This is a genomic window from Streptomyces sp. NBC_01296 (genome assembly GCF_035984415.1).
Classification (GTDB): domain Bacteria; phylum Actinomycetota; class Actinomycetes; order Streptomycetales; family Streptomycetaceae; genus Streptomyces.
In genome coordinates this window covers 776840-793571 of the sequence record NZ_CP130720.1, presented here as the reverse complement: position 1 = coordinate 793571, position 16732 = coordinate 776840, and the positions used below count along the sequence as shown (strand labels likewise).

General features: G+C 73.5%; 14 protein-coding genes. 10 read left to right on the top strand and 4 right to left on the bottom strand.

Features of this window, described 5'->3' with window-relative positions; genetic code table 11:
- Positions 1-7: 7 nt before the first annotated feature.
- Positions 8-1342 carry an NAD(P)/FAD-dependent oxidoreductase gene (locus OG299_RS03920; RefSeq protein ID WP_327360482.1) on the bottom strand — a complete coding sequence of 445 codons (1335 nt, stop codon included), beginning with the start codon at positions 1340-1342 and terminating at the stop codon, positions 8-10.
- Between the two features lie 272 nt (positions 1343-1614).
- On the opposite strand from OG299_RS03920, the gene sigK reads away from it, so the two are divergent.
- The 4 genes from sigK (at position 1615) to OG299_RS03900 (ending at position 5268) form a co-directional block, all read left to right on the top strand.
- Positions 1615-2235, top strand: a complete 621-nt coding sequence (sigK, locus tag OG299_RS03915) for an ECF RNA polymerase sigma factor SigK (protein ID WP_405699550.1) — start codon at positions 1615-1617, stop codon at positions 2233-2235.
- Entirely contained in the window at positions 2232-2981 is a 750-nt protein-coding gene (locus OG299_RS03910) for an anti-sigma factor (RefSeq protein WP_266638121.1), read from the top strand. The genes sigK and OG299_RS03910 overlap by 4 nt, the downstream gene beginning before the upstream one ends.
- A 135-nt stretch (positions 2982-3116) precedes the next feature.
- The gene (locus tag OG299_RS03905; protein ID WP_266638120.1) at positions 3117-4652 is read left to right on the top strand and encodes an alkaline phosphatase; all 1536 of its coding nucleotides are present in this window, start codon (positions 3117-3119) and stop codon (positions 4650-4652) included.
- A gap of 64 nt (positions 4653-4716) precedes the next feature.
- On the top strand, positions 4717-5268 hold the full coding sequence (locus OG299_RS03900; RefSeq protein WP_266638119.1) for a hypothetical protein: 552 nt from the start codon (positions 4717-4719) through the stop codon (positions 5266-5268).
- A 13-nt stretch (positions 5269-5281) separates the two neighbouring features.
- On the opposite strand, the gene OG299_RS03895 is transcribed toward OG299_RS03900, so the two are convergent.
- On the bottom strand, positions 5282-5941 hold the full coding sequence (locus tag OG299_RS03895) for a helix-turn-helix domain-containing protein (protein ID WP_327360481.1): 660 nt from the start codon (positions 5939-5941) through the stop codon (positions 5282-5284).
- A 161-nt stretch (positions 5942-6102) separates the two neighbouring features.
- On the opposite strand from OG299_RS03895, the gene OG299_RS03890 reads away from it, so the two are divergent.
- Together OG299_RS03890 and OG299_RS03885 are read left to right on the top strand one after the other, a co-directional pair.
- Positions 6103-6978, top strand: a complete 876-nt coding sequence (locus OG299_RS03890; RefSeq protein ID WP_327360480.1) for a class I SAM-dependent methyltransferase — start codon at positions 6103-6105, stop codon at positions 6976-6978.
- Positions 6975-8423: an MFS transporter gene (locus OG299_RS03885; protein ID WP_327360479.1), complete on the top strand. Its 1449-nt coding sequence runs from the start codon at positions 6975-6977 to the stop codon at positions 8421-8423. The genes OG299_RS03890 and OG299_RS03885 overlap by 4 nt, the downstream gene beginning before the upstream one ends.
- Position 8424: 1 nt before the next feature.
- Here the strand turns inward: OG299_RS03885 and OG299_RS03880 are convergent, their stop codons facing one another.
- Entirely contained in the window at positions 8425-11682 is a 3258-nt protein-coding gene (locus OG299_RS03880) for an amidohydrolase family protein (RefSeq protein WP_327360478.1), read from the bottom strand.
- 228 nt (positions 11683-11910) lie between these two features.
- Between OG299_RS03880 and pgm the strand changes: the two genes are divergently transcribed.
- The 4 genes from pgm (at position 11911) to OG299_RS03860 (ending at position 16312) form a co-directional block, all read left to right on the top strand.
- Positions 11911-13551 (top strand): phosphoglucomutase (alpha-D-glucose-1,6-bisphosphate-dependent), encoded by a 1641-nt coding sequence (gene pgm, locus OG299_RS03875; RefSeq protein WP_327360477.1) that lies wholly within the window; start codon positions 11911-11913, stop codon positions 13549-13551.
- A gap of 105 nt (positions 13552-13656) precedes the next feature.
- On the top strand, positions 13657-14874 hold the full coding sequence (locus OG299_RS03870) for an FAD-dependent monooxygenase (protein WP_327360476.1): 1218 nt from the start codon (positions 13657-13659) through the stop codon (positions 14872-14874).
- Between the two features lie 151 nt (positions 14875-15025).
- Positions 15026-15253 carry a hypothetical protein gene (locus OG299_RS03865; protein ID WP_327360475.1) on the top strand — a complete coding sequence of 76 codons (228 nt, stop codon included), beginning with the start codon at positions 15026-15028 and terminating at the stop codon, positions 15251-15253.
- Positions 15254-15577: 324 nt separating this feature from the next.
- A complete protein-coding gene (locus OG299_RS03860; RefSeq protein WP_327360474.1) occupies positions 15578-16312 on the top strand; it encodes an SOS response-associated peptidase in 735 nt (244 codons plus the stop codon).
- Between the two features lie 63 nt (positions 16313-16375).
- Here OG299_RS03860 and OG299_RS03855 read toward each other — a convergent pair whose 3' ends face one another.
- Positions 16376-16624, bottom strand: coding sequence for a putative antibiotic biosynthesis monooxygenase (locus OG299_RS03855; protein WP_327360473.1), 249 nt, complete (start codon positions 16622-16624; stop codon positions 16376-16378).
- Positions 16625-16732 lie beyond the last annotated feature (108 nt).

Sequence of the window (16732 nt, the reverse complement as noted above, 5' to 3'; positions counted from 1 at the left end):
GCCGGAGTCACCATCGGACCCCCAGCGCGGCGGCGGCCCGTACGCCCGACCGGCAGCCGTCCTCGTGGAACCCCCACCCGTGGTACGCCCCGGCGAAGGCGGTGACCGAGGTGTTGAGGCGGGGCAGTGCACGCTGCGCGGCCACCGACTCGGGCGTGTAGACGGGGTGCGCGTACTCCATGCGGGCCAGGACGTGCTCGGGGTCGATGCGGCCGCCCGCGTTCAGGGTGACGACGTAGCCGGTGTCGCCCGGCAGCCGCTGCAGCCGCGTCATGTCGTAGCTGACCCGGACCCCCTCCGCTCCCGGGCGGCAGTCGGTGAGGTGGTAGTTCCAGGAGGCCCGGGCCCTCGGCGAGCGGGGCAGCAGGCCGGTGTCGGTGTGCAGGACGGTCGGGTTCGCCTCGTACCGGAAGGCGCCGAGGACCCGCTGCTCGTCCCGGGTGGGGTCGGCCAGCAGACGCAGCGCCTGGTCGGGGTGCGTGGCGATGACGACGGCGTCGTAGGCGTCGGTGATGCCGTCGTCGCTGCCCACCAGGACGCCGCTCGGTATGCGGTCCACCCGGACGACCGGGGTGGCGGCCCGGATGTTGCTGATCTCCTTGGCGACCTTGTCGACGTAGGCCGCGCTGCCGCCGGTGACGGTCTTCCACTGCGGGGAGCCCGTCACGGACAGCAGCCCGTGGTGGTCGAGGAAGCGGAACAGGTACGCGGCCGGGTACTCCAGCGCGGTGTGGGCGGGGCAGGACCACACGGCCGACACCAGCGGGGTGATGAAGTGGGTGACGAAGTACGGGGAGAACCCGCCGTCGGCGAGGAACGCCCGGAGGGTGTACCGCTCCGGACTGTCGCCGCGGGAACCGTCACTGCCGGAACCGTCCTTGCCGGATCTGCCGCCCCCGGGGCTGTCGCCGACCGGACCGTCCCCGTCCAGCATGCGGCGCGCACGGCGGTGGAAGAGCGGTACCTCCGCCAGCAGCCGCAGGTACCGGGCGCGCAGGGCCGCCCGCCCGGTGAACAGGCCGAGGGGCCCGCGGGCACCGGCGTACTCCAGGCCGCAGCCGTCGCACCGCACCGACATGCTCATCTCGGAGTCCTGCGTGGCCACTCCGAGCTCGCTGAAGAGCCGGAGCAGCAGGGGGTAGGTACGCGCGTTGTGGACGATGAACCCCGAGTCCACGCCCATCGTTCCGCCGCCCGGGGCGGGCAGTTCATGGGTGTGGGCGTGGCCTCCCAGCCGGGCGTCCGCCTCGTACAGCGTGACGTCGCACGCCTTCTGCAGGACGTAGGCGGCGGTCAGTCCCGCCACACCGCCGCCGATCACGGCCACGTTCCTCGTACGCACAGTTCTTCACTCCCCACCGTTCGCCAAGCCGTCGTCCGTGACGGCGGTTCACCCCTGGTTCGCAGCCGGGGCGTCCCCGGATTGGTGGCAGTTGCCGAAACCGGAATCAGCTGCGGCGCAGCTGGTGCACATTGATCGGGAATTGGCGAGCGGGTTGACCAATCCGCACAGATGTCTGCTCCGAAGACCGGTCAAGAACGCGGACCTGGCACCATCCGGAGCGGTCGGCTCTCTTTGTGGAAGGGCCGGTCCCTTCGACAGGAAGGACTGTCATGCGACGGACCGACCCCGGCGGACCATCCGCCACCACCGGGCAACCGCTGCCCTTCGGCGTCCCCGACGCCGTGGGCCCCCGGCTCGAGGACCTGATGTCCCGGGTGGCCCGCGGTGACAAGGACGCCTTCTCCGCCCTCTACGACGCCCTGTCCGGGACCGTGTTCGGGATCGTCGTCCGGGTCGTACGCGACCGAGCCCAGTCCGAGGAGGTGGCACAGGAGGTGATGATCGACCTGTGGCGGCAAGCCGCCCGCTACCGCCCCGAACAGGGCAGCGTGCGCACCTGGGCCGCCACCCTGGCCCACCGCCGGGCCGTCGACCGCGTCCGCTCCGCCCAGGCCGCGATCAACCGCGAGCACGACCAGGCCGCCCGCGAGCAGGCGCGGCCGTTCGACGAGGTCGCGGAACAGGTCGAAACCCGCCTGGAGAGCGAACAGGTACGGCGCTGCATGCGCGGCCTGACCGAGATCCAGCGCCAGGCCGTCACTCTGGCCTACTACCAGGGCCTGTCCTACCGCGAGGTCGCCGAGACCTTGCGCACTCCACTGCCCACGATCAAGACACGCATGCGCGACGGGCTCATCCGGCTGCGCGACTGCATGGGGGTGACCACATGAAGCACGACGGGGAACTGCACACCCTCACCGGCGCGTACGCCCTCCACGCACTCACTCCTGCGGAGCACGAGGTGTTCAGCGCACACCTCGCCGACTGCCCTTCCTGCGGGCAGGAGGTGGCCGACTTCTCCGCCACCGCCGCCCGACTGGGCGCGGCTGCCGCGCTCCCGCCGCCCGCGCGCATGAAGGACGAGGTCCTGTTCGCCATCGACTCCGTCCGCCAACTGCCGCCGCTGCTGCCCGCGGTGGGCAAGTCGATGACGTTCACCGCGATCCTGCGACGCAAGGCCATCACGCTGGCCATCGCCGCAGGCCTCGCCGGGGTGGCGGTGCTCGGGGGCGTCGCCCTCTGGCAGAACCAGCGCACCGACCAGGCCCTGCAGCAGGCGGAGGCCTCCGAACGCCGCCTCCAGGACCTCACCGCCGTGATGGCCGCCCCCGACGTCCGTACGGTGCACGGCCGCACCACCGGCGGCGCCGCCACCTCCGTGGTCAGCTCCAAGCTGCAGAACAGGGCGGTCTTCATCGGCTCCGGGCTTCCCGACCCGGGCGAGGGCAGGACGTACCAGCTCTGGTTCGACGACCACGGCACCATGCGCCCCGCCGGGCTCCTCACCGCGGAGGGGGCCACGCTCATGCAGGGCGGCATCCGCGGCGCCACCGGGGTGGGTCTCACCGTCGAACCCGCCGGCGGATCCGCCCAGCCCACCAGCCGCCCCCTGATGCTCCTTGCGCTGCCGACCTGACCCGGGCCTGCGCCACGAGCGGGGTACGGGCCTGCCGCGTTCGACTCGGCGCCATCCTTCGATGGGGAGGTGTTCATGTCGCCCTCCTACCGTCGGCATGCCCGAGCAGCACCTTCCGAGGGGGATCTCCCACACATGCGTCGCAGTCCCGCGAAGACACTGACCGTCCTTGCCCTAGCCGGCGCCGTGGCCGCCGGAACGGCCGTCACCGCCAACTCCGCCACCCAGCAGGGCGACCAGGGGAGGGAGATCCACAACGTCATCTACCTCCTCGGCGACGGCATGGGCCGCACCCATGTCACCGCCGCCCGTGACCGCTACTACGGGCCCGGCGGCAAGCTCACCATGGAGTCCCTCCCGTTCACGGGCGCGGTCGCCACGTACGCCGTGGAGAAGGGCAGCCAGAAGCCCGCGCTGGTCACCGACTCGGCCAGCTCCGCCACCGCCTGGTCCTCCGGCGTCAAGACGTACAACGCGGCCATCGGCGTCGACTCGTACGAGAAGAAGACCGCCACGCTGATGGAGCAGGCCAAGGCGGCCGGCTTCGCCACCGGCAACGTCTCCACCGCCGAGATCACCGACGCCACCCCGGCGGCGCAGTTCAGCCACGCACTGCTGCGCGGCTGCCAGGGCCCGGTGTACTCCGAGGCCGCCTGCCTCCCCAAGAAGGAGGACGGCACGTACGAGCCGGCGCCGCAGGACAAGACGCTGGTCACGCCGATCGCCGAGCAGATCGCCCGCAACGGCACCGCCGACGTCATCCTCGGCGGCGGCCTCGCCCGCTTCGAGCCGGACGACCAGAAGGCGCTGCAGGCCCAGGGCTACCAGGTGCTCGGCAGCTTCGGCGACCCGGCGCTGCCCGCCCAGACCGCCGCCAGCCAGAAGGTCGCCACCAAGGGCGACCTGGACAAGGCCAACGGCAAGAAGGTCGTCGGCCTGTTCAACCGCGGCAACCTGACCGTCGAGCAGGCCAAGGCCGGCCTGCCCGCGGAGGCCCCGCAGAAGCAGGAGCCGACCCTCGCGGAGATGGCCAAGAAGTCGATCTCGCTGCTGACCGACCGCAAGCAGCAGGACCGCAAGAAGAACAAGGGCTTCTTCCTCCAGATCGAGGGCGCCCAGATCGACAAGCGCTCGCACGCCAACGACGCGGCGCAGACGCTCGGCGAGATCAAGGCCTTCGACGACGCGGTCAAGGCGGCGTACGAGTTCGCGAAGAAGGACGGCCACACCCTCGTGATCGTCACGGCGGACCACGAGTGCGCCGGCTTCAACATCATCGAGAAGGGCACGTACACCAACGCCGAGGCCGTCGCGCCCCCGGCCAACGTGGACGCCGGCAACGCGGCGAACAACAGCGCCCCCTCGCGCGCGGCCTCCGGTGCCAAGGACCCGGCCCGCTCGAGCGGAGCCGTCAACGGCGCGGGCTCGGCCGACGCGAAGAACTTCGCGCCCGCCACGTTCCGTACGCCCGACGACCCGGCCGGCGTCAAGGACGGCAGCCCGGACGCGAGCCTGTGGCTGACGTACCTGTCCGGCAACCACACCGGCGCCGACGTGCCGATCTTCGCCTACGGCCCCAGCGGCAGCGTGTTCGCCGCCAGCCAGAACAACACGGAGCTGTACGGGAAGATGTACCGCGCGCTGTTCAGCCGGGCTCCCCAGCAGCACTGACCTTCGGGCAGCCGGGGCCGGGAGGGCAGGTCCCTCCGGCCCCGGCCCTTTCAGGAGCGTACCGATGAGAAACCTCCCCCGCGGAGCGGCCGCCGCGCTGGCCGCCACCGCCTTCCTCGTCCTCGCCGCCGGCTGCTCCGGCGGTACGCAGGCCGACGGCGCCCGGGGCGGCGCCGGGAAGCCGGCCGGTTCCGCCGCCCCGGTCGCGATGCCCGCGCCGAGCGGCGCACCCGCACCGGCGGCCGTCCTCGTCCCGCCCGCCTCGCCGGGTGAAATCCGCGTCGAGCCGGGCCCGTTCACCGACCGGGTGCAACTGACGGCGCTCACGCTCGCACCCACCGGGAAGCCGGGCATCACCGGGCACCTGGCCATCACCTCCGACGTCAGCGACGTACTGAGCCTGGAGCTGCGCGCCGCGTACTACGACGCGGACGGCCGGCTGCTGGGGACGGGTACCTTCCGCTACCAGGAGGAAGGCGCGGACGCGCCCGCAGGCGACCACCACGACGGCCCGCGCGCGGCCGGCAACGGGATCGACTTCACCGTGCCCGCGGAGCAGCTCACCGGGACCCCGTCGAGCGCCGTCCTCTCCCTCCCGGTCCTGGTCAACGAATAGGCCCCGGCCGCCGTCAGCCGAGGGGCTTGGCGCGGACGTGCATGCGCTCGCCCTGTCTCCCGAAGAGGCTGAGGATCTCGACGGGCCGCCCGTCGGCGCTGCTGAACCAGTGGGGCAGCCGGGTGTCGAACTCGGCCACCTCCCCGGGGCCGAGGACCAGATCGTGCTCGGCGAGCACCAGCCGGAGCCGGCCCTCCAGCACGTACATCCACTCGTAGCCCTCGTGCGTACGCAGGTCCGGCTCGGCACCCCGGTCGGAGATGACCATCTTGTACGCCTGGAGGGGGCCCGGGCCCCGGGACAGCGGGACGAACGAACCACCGTTCGGCAGCTTACGGGGCGTCAGCCGGACCCGGGGATCGCCCACTTCGGGGGCGCCGACCAGGTCGTCCAGGGGTACGTGGTACGCACCGGCCAGCGGCAGCAGCAGTTCCAGGCTGGGGCGGCGCTGCCCGGACTCCAGCCGGGACAGGGTGCTCTTGGAGATGCCGGTCGCCTCGGAGAGCGCGGCCAGGGTGAGGCCGCGCTGGGCACGCAGCCGTTTGAGCCGGGGGCCGACCTCGTCCAGGACCGCCCGGTACGGCAGCGGCGGAGTGTCCGACGGCGCGTCGGATGGTGCGTGGGACGGGGTGTCGGACGGGGTGCCGGACGGGGTGTCGGATGGGGTGTCCATGGAGGCATTCCACCCCGCTGTCCCGGAAACGGCAACAAGAGTTGTCACCACGGGGCCGCGGGGGCAGGCTCCCCGGCATGAACCCACACAGTGATTCCCGACCCGGTCATGGACACGGGCCTGGTCACGGACACCACGCCGCCGACATCGACTGGGACGCTATGGCCGCCCACCTGGAGAACGGCGGCGAACTGCAGCTCCCGGTCCTCCACCGGACGGCGGACCGCCTGGGCGAACTGCTCGGCCCCGGGGCGGAGGTCCGGCGGATCCTCGACATCGGCAGCGGGCCGGGCGTGATGACCTGTGTCCTCGCCGAAGCCTTCGCAGGGGCCGAGACCGTCGCCGTGGACGGCGCCCCCGTGCTGCTGGAGCGCACCTCGGCCCGCGCCGAGCGGCTCGGACTCGGCGGCAGGGTGACCGTACGGCACGCGGAACTGCCCGAGGGCCTGCACGGCGCAGACGGACAGGGGACGGACCGCGGCCTCGGCACGGCGGATCTGATCTGGAGCAGCAAGACCGTGCACCACCTCGGCGATCAGCAGGGCGCGCTGAACGCACTCACCGCTCTGCTGAGGCCCGGCGGGCTGCTCGCCGTGGCCGAAGGCGGCCTGCCGATGCGCTTCCTCCCGCGCGACATCGCGATCGGCGCCCCCGGTCTGCAGACCCGGCTCGACGCCGTCCAGGAGCACTCGTTCGCGAGGATGCGCGCCGAGCTCCCCGGCAGCGTCCCCGTCGTCGAGGACTGGCCCGCGATGCTCCGCCGCGCCGGGCTCACCGGCGTCGGCGGCTTCACGTACCTCCTCGACCTGCCGGCCCCCCTGGGCGGGACGGCCCGCACCTTCCTGCACGCCCAGCTGACCCGGCTGCGGGACAACGCGAGCGACCTCCTGACCGCGGACGACCTCGGCACGCTCGACGTGCTGCTCGATCCCGAGGCGGAGCAGGGCATCCTGCACCGGCCCGACGCCTTCCTCCTGTCCGCCACCACGGTCTTCACCGGCGTGCGCGCGGCCGATGACGAACGCAGAGCACGGTGAAGCGCCTCGACGCAGGGCGCGTCGAGGCGCCGGCCGGGAGCGCCGGAGGGAAGACGGCTTCGGTCCGGTGGGCGCTCGCCGGCCTGTCCCTGTCCATGTTGCTGTCCTCGCTCGGCACCAGCACCGCCAACGTCGGCCTGCCGACGCTGGCGCAGGTGTTCAGCGCCTCGTTCCAGCAGGTCCAGTGGATCGTCCTCGCCTATCTCCTTGCCATCACCACCCTGATCGTCAGCGTCGGCCGGCTCGGTGACATGATCGGCCGCCGCAGGCTGCTCCTGTCAGGGATCTCCCTGTTCACGGCGGCCTCGGTGCTGTGCGGCCTCGCCCCCACGCTCTGGCTGCTGATCGCCGCCCGGGCCGCGCAAGGCCTCGGCGCGGCCACCATGATGGCCCTGACCATGGCGTTCGTCGGCGAGACCGTACCGAAGGAGAGGACCGGCAGCGCCATGGGGCTGCTCGGCACCATGTCCTCGATCGGCACGGCCCTCGGCCCCTCGCTCGGCGGTCTGCTGCTCGCCGGACCGGGCTGGCGGGCGATCTTCCTCGTCAATGCGCCGCTGGGCGTCCTCGCACTCGTCCTGGCCCACCGCCACCTGCCCGTCGACGAGCAGGGCGCGAAGGCCGACCGGGGCCGCTTCGACCACGTCGGCACGCTGCTCCTCGCGCTGACGCTCGGGGCCTATGCCCTGGCCATGACCGTGGGGCGCGGCAGTTTCGGTCCGCTCAACACAGCTCTCCTGGCGGCCGCCGCCCTCGGAGTGGGCCTGTTCGTACGGGCCGAGGCGAGAGTGGCATCCCCACTGATCCGGTTGGCCGTGTTCCGGGATCCGCTGCTGAGCGCGAGCCTCTGTACGAGCGGGCTCGTCTCCACCGTGATGATGACGACGCTGGTGGTCGGGCCGTTCTACCTCTCGCGTGCGCTCGGGCTCGGCGAGGCCCTGGTGGGACTCGTCCTGTCGGTCGGTCCGCTCGTCGCCGCGCTGACCGGTGTGCCGGCCGGCCGTATCGCGGACCGCTTCGGCGCCCGGCGCATGACCGTCGCCGGGCTCTCGGGCGTGGCCGTGGGCTGCGGCGCCCTGTCCCTCACGTCGGTGACGCTCGGAGTGGCCGGCTACATCGTCCCGCTCGTGGTCACCACCGCCGGCTACGCGGTGTTCCAGACGGCCAACAACACCGCCGTCATGGCAGACGTCGGCCCGGACCAGCGGGGCGTCATCTCCGGAGTGCTCAACCTCTCCCGCAACCTGGGGCTCGTCACGGGCGCATCCGTGATGGGCGCCGTGTTCGCGCTCGCATCGGCCACGACCGACGTCACGACGGCGCAGCCCGAGGCCGTGGCCCACGGGATGCGGATCACGTTGGCCGTCGCGGCGACGCTGATCGTCGCCGCGATCGCCCTCACGGTGGGAGGCCGTACGCTCGCGCGGCGCCGCCCGGGCGGCTGACCTACCCGGTGGCGTGACAGCAGCCGTCGCGGAGCATCAGGTGCCGTTCGCCGAGCCAGTCCACGGGTTCGGCCTGCCGGTGGGCCGGGCCGCCGGCCGCGGGGGTGCCGGTCGCCGGGGCTTCGGTCAACGGGGCACAGGCGGCCACGAGCTCTTCGGTCGTGTGCGGTACGCCGCCTCTGAGGACGCCGGAGGTGCGGACCAGGGTGTCGAAGTCCGTGAACGGGTCCCCGTCCACGATCGTCAGGTCGGCGATCCTGCCGGGCCGCACCGTGCCGAGTTCGTCGCCGAGGCCGAAGAGCCGGGCCGGCAGGACGGTCACCGTGCGCAGGGCCTCGGCCGGGGACAGCCCGCCCCGGTGCAGGGCCCTCAGGCCCAGGTGCAAGGAGAGCCCGACCGGGACCAGCGGCGCGTCCGTGCCGAGGGCGACCAGGCCTCCCGCGGCCAGCAGCCTCCGGTAGATGTCGGTCTCCCTGCGCAGCGTCGCCAACTGGGCGGCCGTCGGGGCGGCCGCGGCGGACCGGCGCACCAGATCGGCGTCCCAGGGCGCCATGACGGCCGTGACCCGCCGGTCGTCGGCCAGGCCCGGATCGGCCCCGATCAGTGCGGTGGCCGCGAACGGGGTGGCGATCATCGCGAGCCGCCCGTCGCCCCCGCCGTAGATCTCGCTCACGTCCTGGTGGGAACAGCCGGAGGCGGTGAGCACGTGCCCCGCCTCGGCGCGTTCGGTGGCCTGCAGATGGGTGGTCAGATCCTGGCCCGACGGCATGGCCAGGGAGGCCAGGTGGCTTCCGCACCGGACCCCGAGCCGGTCGTGGGCGAACCGGGCGGCCTGCTCCATCACCCAGAACGGGGCCCGCACATAGGTCTTGACGAAATCCCAGTCGAGCGCGGCGCCCCGCTCCAAGGACCGGCGCAGACCCTCCGCCGTGCGGTGCGCGCGCCCCATGCTGTACGCGACGCGCGCCCCGTCGAGGAGCTCGCCGCTGGTCAGCAGCCGCGGCCCGGCGAGCTGCCCGGACGCCACGGCCTCGCGGATCCGGGCCTGTTCGTACGCGAACCCGCCGAGCGAGACGGCGGTCGTGATCCCGTACGTCAGCTGGCCCACGCTCTGGCGGCCCCCGTACGTGCTCTGCCACGGGTGGGTGTGGGTGTCCCACAGGCCCGGGACGACCGTCCGGGCAGAGGCATCGACGTACCGGGCGCCGCCCGGTGCCGACACCCGGGACGCGCGGTGGGGTTCGACGGCGGCGATGCGTCCGGAGCGGACGAGGACGTCCACGTCCTCCCGCACCGTCTCGCCCGTACCGTCCCACAGCCGCCCGGCGTGCACCACGGTGTCGGGCGGCGTGGGCCGGCGCTGGTCGAGCGTCAGGCGCACGGTCCTCGGCGATCCGCCGTCCACGCCGATGAGGCGCAGCCGTGTGCCCGAGAGGTACAGCAGGGTCTTCGAGTCACCGGACCACGAGGGATGGTCGGCGGGTTCGGCCGTCAGGGTGCGCAGGGCACCCCGGGGGGAGCCGTCGGGCGCGACCGGCAGCAGGCACAGTGCGGATTCCACGATCACCGCCATGAAGCGGCCGTCGGGCGACCAGACCGGCCCGCTGTCGTACCGGTCGGCCACGGAGGCATGGGGGGCGACGGGATGGAGCCGGTCGGAGCCCGACGCCGCGTCGACCACCCGGATCAGGTTGTAGCCCTCCCTGAACCGCATGTTGAGCCGATTGCGGTCACACAGGGCGATCCGGGAGCCGTCGGGCGACCAACTGGGCCGGCCCGGCAGTCCGCCCCCGCCGAGCGGCGCGGCGAGGACGCGCTCCGTGCCGCCGGCCAGGTCGCGTACGAGGAGCCGCCCGACCAGATCGAGGCAGGCGAGCCGCCGCCCGTCGGGCGACAGCGCGGGGAAGACCCGGCCGCCGGTCGCGACCGTGCTCTCGGCACCCGTGGCGAGATCCTGCCGGTGCACGGCCATCAGTCCGTCGCGGTCCTCGCAGTACAGCAGGGACCGCCCGTCGGGCGCCCACGAGGGGGCGAGCAGGTAGCGGGTGGGGGCCGCCCGGCGCAGCCGCCGGGGCGGGCGGCCGCCCGAGGTGCTGCCGAGCCACAGCGTGTTCAGGGCGGCGAAGGCGACGTACCGTCCGTCAGGGGACAGCGCGGGAAGATGAATGCCCCGGACCGGGCGCACGCGGCTTTCGCCGCCGAGGTCGTACTGCTTGGTCCGGTAGCGCGGACGGTCCGCCGCCACCCGTGCGCGGAAGGGGATCGTCCGGAGCGCCTGCGGCTGCTGCGGCCGGACGAGGGTGAACCGGCCGTCGACCGTGACCAGCAGCTCCCCGGCGGCCGTCCAACGCGGCGGCTGGGCTGCGACATCCCCGGTGACGGGGACCGGCCGGCCGTCGACGACGAGGACGCAGGAGGCGTTCGGCGGGGGCGTGGTCCGCAGCCAGGCCGTACGCCGGCCGTCCGGCGCCACCGCCGGGGCCAGGAGCTGCGCCGCCGGTTCCTGCTCGGTGAAGGCGACGGTGACCGGACCCGAGCCGTCCGCGGGGACGGAGGCGATGGTCCGCGCATCCGCCCGGGGCCCGGTCGCGGCGGCCGTCACCGTCGCCCGGACGAACAGGATCCGCTCCCCGTCCGGCGACCACGTGGGGTCGAAGTCCTCCCAGGCACCGCCTTGCAGGGGCCCGTCCTGCCCGGCCCGGCCGGTCATCCGGGTGACGGCGCCACTCGCCAGCTCCAGCACGTGGATCCGGTACGGGGCCCCGCCCACCGGATCCCCGGCGCGCTCGGAAGTGAACGCGAGGCGCGTCCCGTCGGGCGACCAGGCCGGCCCGCGGTGGTCGAACGGGCCCTCGGTGCGCTGCCGCAGCCCGGTTCCGTCGGGGCGCATGGTCCAGACGTGGTAGGTGCCGCTGCCGAAGGCGCAGAAGGCCACCGACGCGCCGTCGGGGGAGTGCACGGGCCGGTTCGCCTCCAGCGCCGCTGCGGTGAGCGGCACGGCGTCGCCCCCGGAAGCCGGCACCGACCACAGCACGTTGTGGATCTCGGCGATCAGCCGGTCCCCGCCCGGAGACAGGCTCGCCGCGCCGTTCGTCGCCGCCGTGAAGGACAACGGTGCGGGCGCGGCCGGCGGACTGCCGGTTCGGGCCGCTGCCGAGGGTCCCGCCCCGAGGAGCTCCGCCGCGCCGACGGCGCCCGCTGCCGCGAGCAGCCGGCGGCGGGACAGGGTGCGCGGGTCGATGCCGTAGGGGGCATTCATCAGCTGCCACGTCTCCGCAGTCGGGGTTCGGGGGCCGGGGTTTGCGCCGCCGGACTCAACGACCGGCCGGCCCCGCGGTCACCCGCAAGACACCGGAGGGCCGCGTGACCGGGCGCACAGGTGCGGGCCGAGTGGCGACGCGGCGGTGCGGGCACGTTCAGGGGGCGACACAATGACCACGGTTGTTCTCTTTGATTCAGTTCGGATCCACTACGGAGGAATGGGCGGATGCTCAACGAAAGAGCGGGGCAGCAGGCGCGCCCGGAGGACCTGGTCGACGTGGCCCGGCTGGTGACCGCGTACTACGCCCTGCACCCCGATCCGGCGGATCCCGGCCAGCGGGTCGCCTTCGGCACCTCGGGACACCGCGGCTCCTCCCTCGCCACGGCCTTCAACGAGGACCACATCGCCGCGACCAGCCAGGCGATCTGCGAGTACCGGGCCCAGCAGGGCATCGACGGCCCCCTGTTCCTCGGCGCGGACACCCATGCCCTGTCCGAGCCCGCCCGGGTGACCGCCCTCGAGGTCTTCGCCGCCCATGACGTGACCGTGCTCGTCGACGCCGCCGACGGCTACACCCCGACGCCCGCGGTCTCGCACGCGATCCTCACCCACAACCGCGGTCGCACCTCGGCCCTGGCCGACGGAGTGGTGGTCACCCCCTCGCACAACCCGCCCGCGGACGGCGGCTTCAAGTACAACCCGCCGCACGGCGGGCCCGCCGGCTCCGAGGCGACCGGCTGGATCCAGGAGCGCGCCAACGAGATCATCAGCGGCGGCATGAAGGAGGTCCGGCGGATCCCGTTCGCGCGGGCGACGGCCGCCTCGACCACAGGTACGTACGACTACCTCGGCACGTACGTGCGCGACCTGCCGTCCGTGCTCGACCTGGACGCCGTACGCGCCGCGGGCGTGCGCATCGGGGCCGACCCGCTCGGCGGGGCGTCCGTGGCGTACTGGGGGCGGATCGCCGAGGAGCACCGCCTCGACCTGACCGTGGTCAACCCGAACACCGACCCCACCTGGCGGTTCATGACGCTGGACTGGGACGGCAAGATCCGGATGGACTGCTCCTCCCCGTACGCGATGGCCTCGCTGATCGAGGGCCGGGACCGGTTCCAGATCGCCACCGGCAACGACGCGGACGCCGACCGGCACGGCATCGTGACCCCGGACGGCGGTCTGATGAACCCCAACCACTACCTCGCCACGGCGATCGAGTACCTCTACGGCCACCGTCGGCAGTGGCCGGCGGCTGCGGGCATCGGCAAGACGCTGGTGTCCTCGAGCATGATCGACCGGGTGGCCGCCGACCTGGGCCGCGAACTGGTGGAGGTGCCCGTCGGGTTCAAGTGGTTCGTCGACGGACTCTCCGCGGGCACCATCGGCTTCGGCGGCGAGGAATCGGCCGGAGCCTCGTTCCTGCGCCGCGACGGCTCCGTGTGGACCACCGACAAGGACGGCATCATCCTGGCCCTGCTGGCCTCGGAGATGCTGGCGGTCACGGGGCAGAGCCCGAGCGAGCGGTACGCCGGCCTGACGGCCCGCTTCGGCGAGCCGGCGTACGCCCGCATCGACGCGCCGGCCACCCGTGAGGAGAAGGCGGTACTGGGCCGGCTGTCACCCCGGCAGGTCACCGCCGACACCCTGGCGGGGGAGCCGGTCACGTCGGTGCTGACGGAGGCTCCCGGGAACGGGGCCGCCATCGGAGGCATCAAGGTCACGACGGAGCACGCCTGGTTCGCGGCCCGCCCGTCGGGCACGGAGGACGTCTACAAGATCTACGCCGAATCCTTCCTGGGCCCCGACCACCTGACCCGCGTACAGGAGGAGGCCCGCTCCGTCGTATCGGCGGCTCTCGCCGACTGACCGGCGCGCACCGGCCGGGTGTCCGGCATCGGACGAACCTCCTGCCCCGGCCGGAAAGTCCCAGTAGGGTGGCGGGCCCCGGGAGAGCGCGCGGAGGGAACTCGTATGCGAGGCGGTACGGTCGCGGTGGTGGGCGGCAGCATTGCGGGCTGCGCCTTGGCGTCGGCAGCGGCCCGGGCGGGCGCGGACGAGGTGGTGGTGCTGGAACGCACCCACGGACGGCTCGCGGACCGCGGACTCGGGCTCTGCATCCACGACGGGCGCGCCGCCGAACTCACCGCCACCGGCGCGCTGCCCGCCGGCATCGCCGCGCACCGGCTGACCCGGCGCAGCTGGGTGGTCCGGGACGACGCGGCGGCCGGTCCGGCCGGCAGGGTGTTCTGGGAGCAGCCGTTCCCGTTCCACTCGTACCACTGGGGTCTGCTGTGGAGAGGCCTGCGCGAGGCGACACCGGCTTCGGTGGTCTACCGGCAGGGCGCGGCGGTGACGGGCGTGGCCGGCGACGGCGGGCGCGCCGAGGTACGGCTGGCACGGGGCACCGCCGAGGCGTTCGACCTGGTCGTCGGCGCCGACGGGTACCGCTCGGTGGTCCGCGAGGCGGTCTGCCCCGAATCCCGGCCGGCCTACGCCGGGTACGTCTGCTGGCGCGGGAACTTCGACGCCCGGCGGCTGGAGGCGCTCGGCGACGGCGGCCGGCCCGCCGATGCGGTGACCACCGTCTGCTTCAGCCGCGGAAGCTGCGTCATCTACCCCATTCCCGGGCCGGACGGCCCCCGCGTGAACTGGGTCCTGTACGCCATGCCCCCGCAGACCGGGCGGCTGCCGTTCGACGACCCGACGAGCTTCCCGCCGGGGCGGATCACCGAGGAACTCACCGCGCACCTGGGCGCGTTACTGGACCGGGAGTTCCCGCCGTACTGGGCGCAGGTGATCGCGCTGACCGAGCCCGCGGACACCTTCGTCCAGCCGATCTACGACCTGGAGACGGCGCGCACGACGGCCGGGCGCCTGCTGCTCGCCGGTGACGCGGCCACCGTGGTCCGCCCGCACAACACCAGCGGGGCGGCCAAGGCCCTCCAGGACGCCACCGCGTTCGAGGACGCCTGGCGCCGGGCCGGCACCTGGGACGAGCTGCTGCACAGGTACCAGGCCGCGCGGGGCGCAGCCGGGCGGGAGATGGTAGCCCTGGCCCGCCGCCTCGGCCGGGGCCAGGTGGAGCAGACACCCGCCTGGGCCGCGATGGACCACCGCGAGGCGGAGTCGTGGTGGCAGGGGCAGCTGGGCGGCGCCGCGGACATCGGCGGCCAGGCCATGACGCCGTAGACCCGCAACTGACCGGACGGTCCTGCCACTTGTTATCGGCCAAGCGGAGCGTTGCCGCGCGCGGCGCCGTGCCGCAGGCCCTGCCCGGCCGGGGGCGTCGACCCTGCTCACCTTCCGCTGCCTGCCGCGCACGGCACCGGACACCGACGCGGTGGAGATCCAGGCACCCGGCGTCTGCGCGACCCGGCTCCGCGAAGCGCTGCTCGCGAACCCCGAGGCCCGCGAACGCCTCGGCGGCGGCTCGGTCACCGTGGGCGGCCGCCTCGTCCTGATCACCCCGATCGCCGGCCTTCCCCTGGCCCGCCGGCTCACGGCCGAGCTCGGCGTCGACTGGAACACCGCGAAGGTGCGCTACGGGGACGAGGAGTTCGTCGAGTGACCGCCGAGCGGGCCCGTCACCGGCCCGGGCCCCGTCCGGGAAGGCGCCGTACCGGGCCCCGCGCGCGCAGCCGGTGCCGGCCGACGGGCTCCGGCCGGTCCGACGGCTCCGACCTGCGCCGACGTCGGCCGATCCCGCTCGGCCGGGCGCCCGTCGCTGAGCGCGGCTGCGGCATCGCGGCCTACGCTGGAGACGGCGGCCGTCCGCGGTGAGCGGCCCGGGCGGCCGCCCCGGTGGCTGCGGGCACGTACCCCTCCTTGAATCCCGCGCCCGCGGCGCCGGCCCGGCGGCCGGGGGAGCCGTCGCGGTGGGAGAGTGGAAGCCATGTGCGGTCGATATGCCTCCAGCCGAGCCCCCGAAGACCTGGCCGGCCTGTTCGAGGCCCGATGGGATCCCCGGGAGACGCTGGCGCCGAGCTGGAACGTGGCACCCACCGACCAGGTCTGGGCCGTCCTCGAACGCCCCGACCGCGGGACCGGGGAGGTGGAGCGGCGGCTGCGCACCCTGCGGTGGGGCCTGGTCCCATCGTGGGCGAAGGACCCGAACGGGGGCGCCCGGATGATCAATGCTCGGGTCGAGACGGTGCACGAGAAGCCGGCGTACCGCCGTGCGTTCACGCGGCGCCGGTGCCTGCTGCCCGCGGACGGCTTCTACGAGTGGCAGTCGGTGGCCGCCACGGCCACCGCGAAGGCGTACAAGCAGCCGTACTTCATCGCCCCCGACGACGCCGGGGTGATGGCCATGGCCGGGCTGTACGAGTTCTGGCGCGACCCGGCCGTGACCGACGAGGACGACCCGGCTGCCTGGCTCCTCACCACCACGATCATCACCACCGAGGCCGCCGACGCGGCCGGCCGGATCCACCCCCGCATGCCCCTGGCCGTGTCCCCCGAGGACCACGACGCCTGGCTGGATCCCGCCCACCAGGACGTCCACGGCCTCCGGGCCCTCCTCCACACCCCGGCCGACGGCCGCCTCGACGTACGGGCGGTCTCCACGGCGGTCAACAGCGTCCGCAACAACGGCCCGGAGCTGCTGGACGACCCGGCCCCGCCATGATCCGGAAGACGCGGCCTAGGGGACCGGGCACTCTCGGGAGGACCGGCACCGGGTCTGCGGCGGTCAGGCGCCCGCGGACCGGCGGGGGAGCGACGCCGTCACCTTCATCAGGGTCGGAATCAGCCAGTAGGCCACGATCGGGACCACGACCGCCGTGAGTATCAGGGTGCGCAGGACCAGCGGGAGGTCGTTCATGAACGGGCCCAGGAGGGCGAGGGTGAGGGTGATCGTCGGGTAGACCGCGAGCCAGGTGATGAACGCGCGGCGGTGGGCGGAGGGCGGGGCGGGCGGAGTCGTCGGAGCTGCGGACATGAGGCTGTTTCCCCCTGGATGCGTTACGACGGGCGGCGGACCGAATTTCCAACCAAGCGGTTGGAGTCTTGCACGGACATGATCTTAAGTCCAACCATCAGGTTGGAA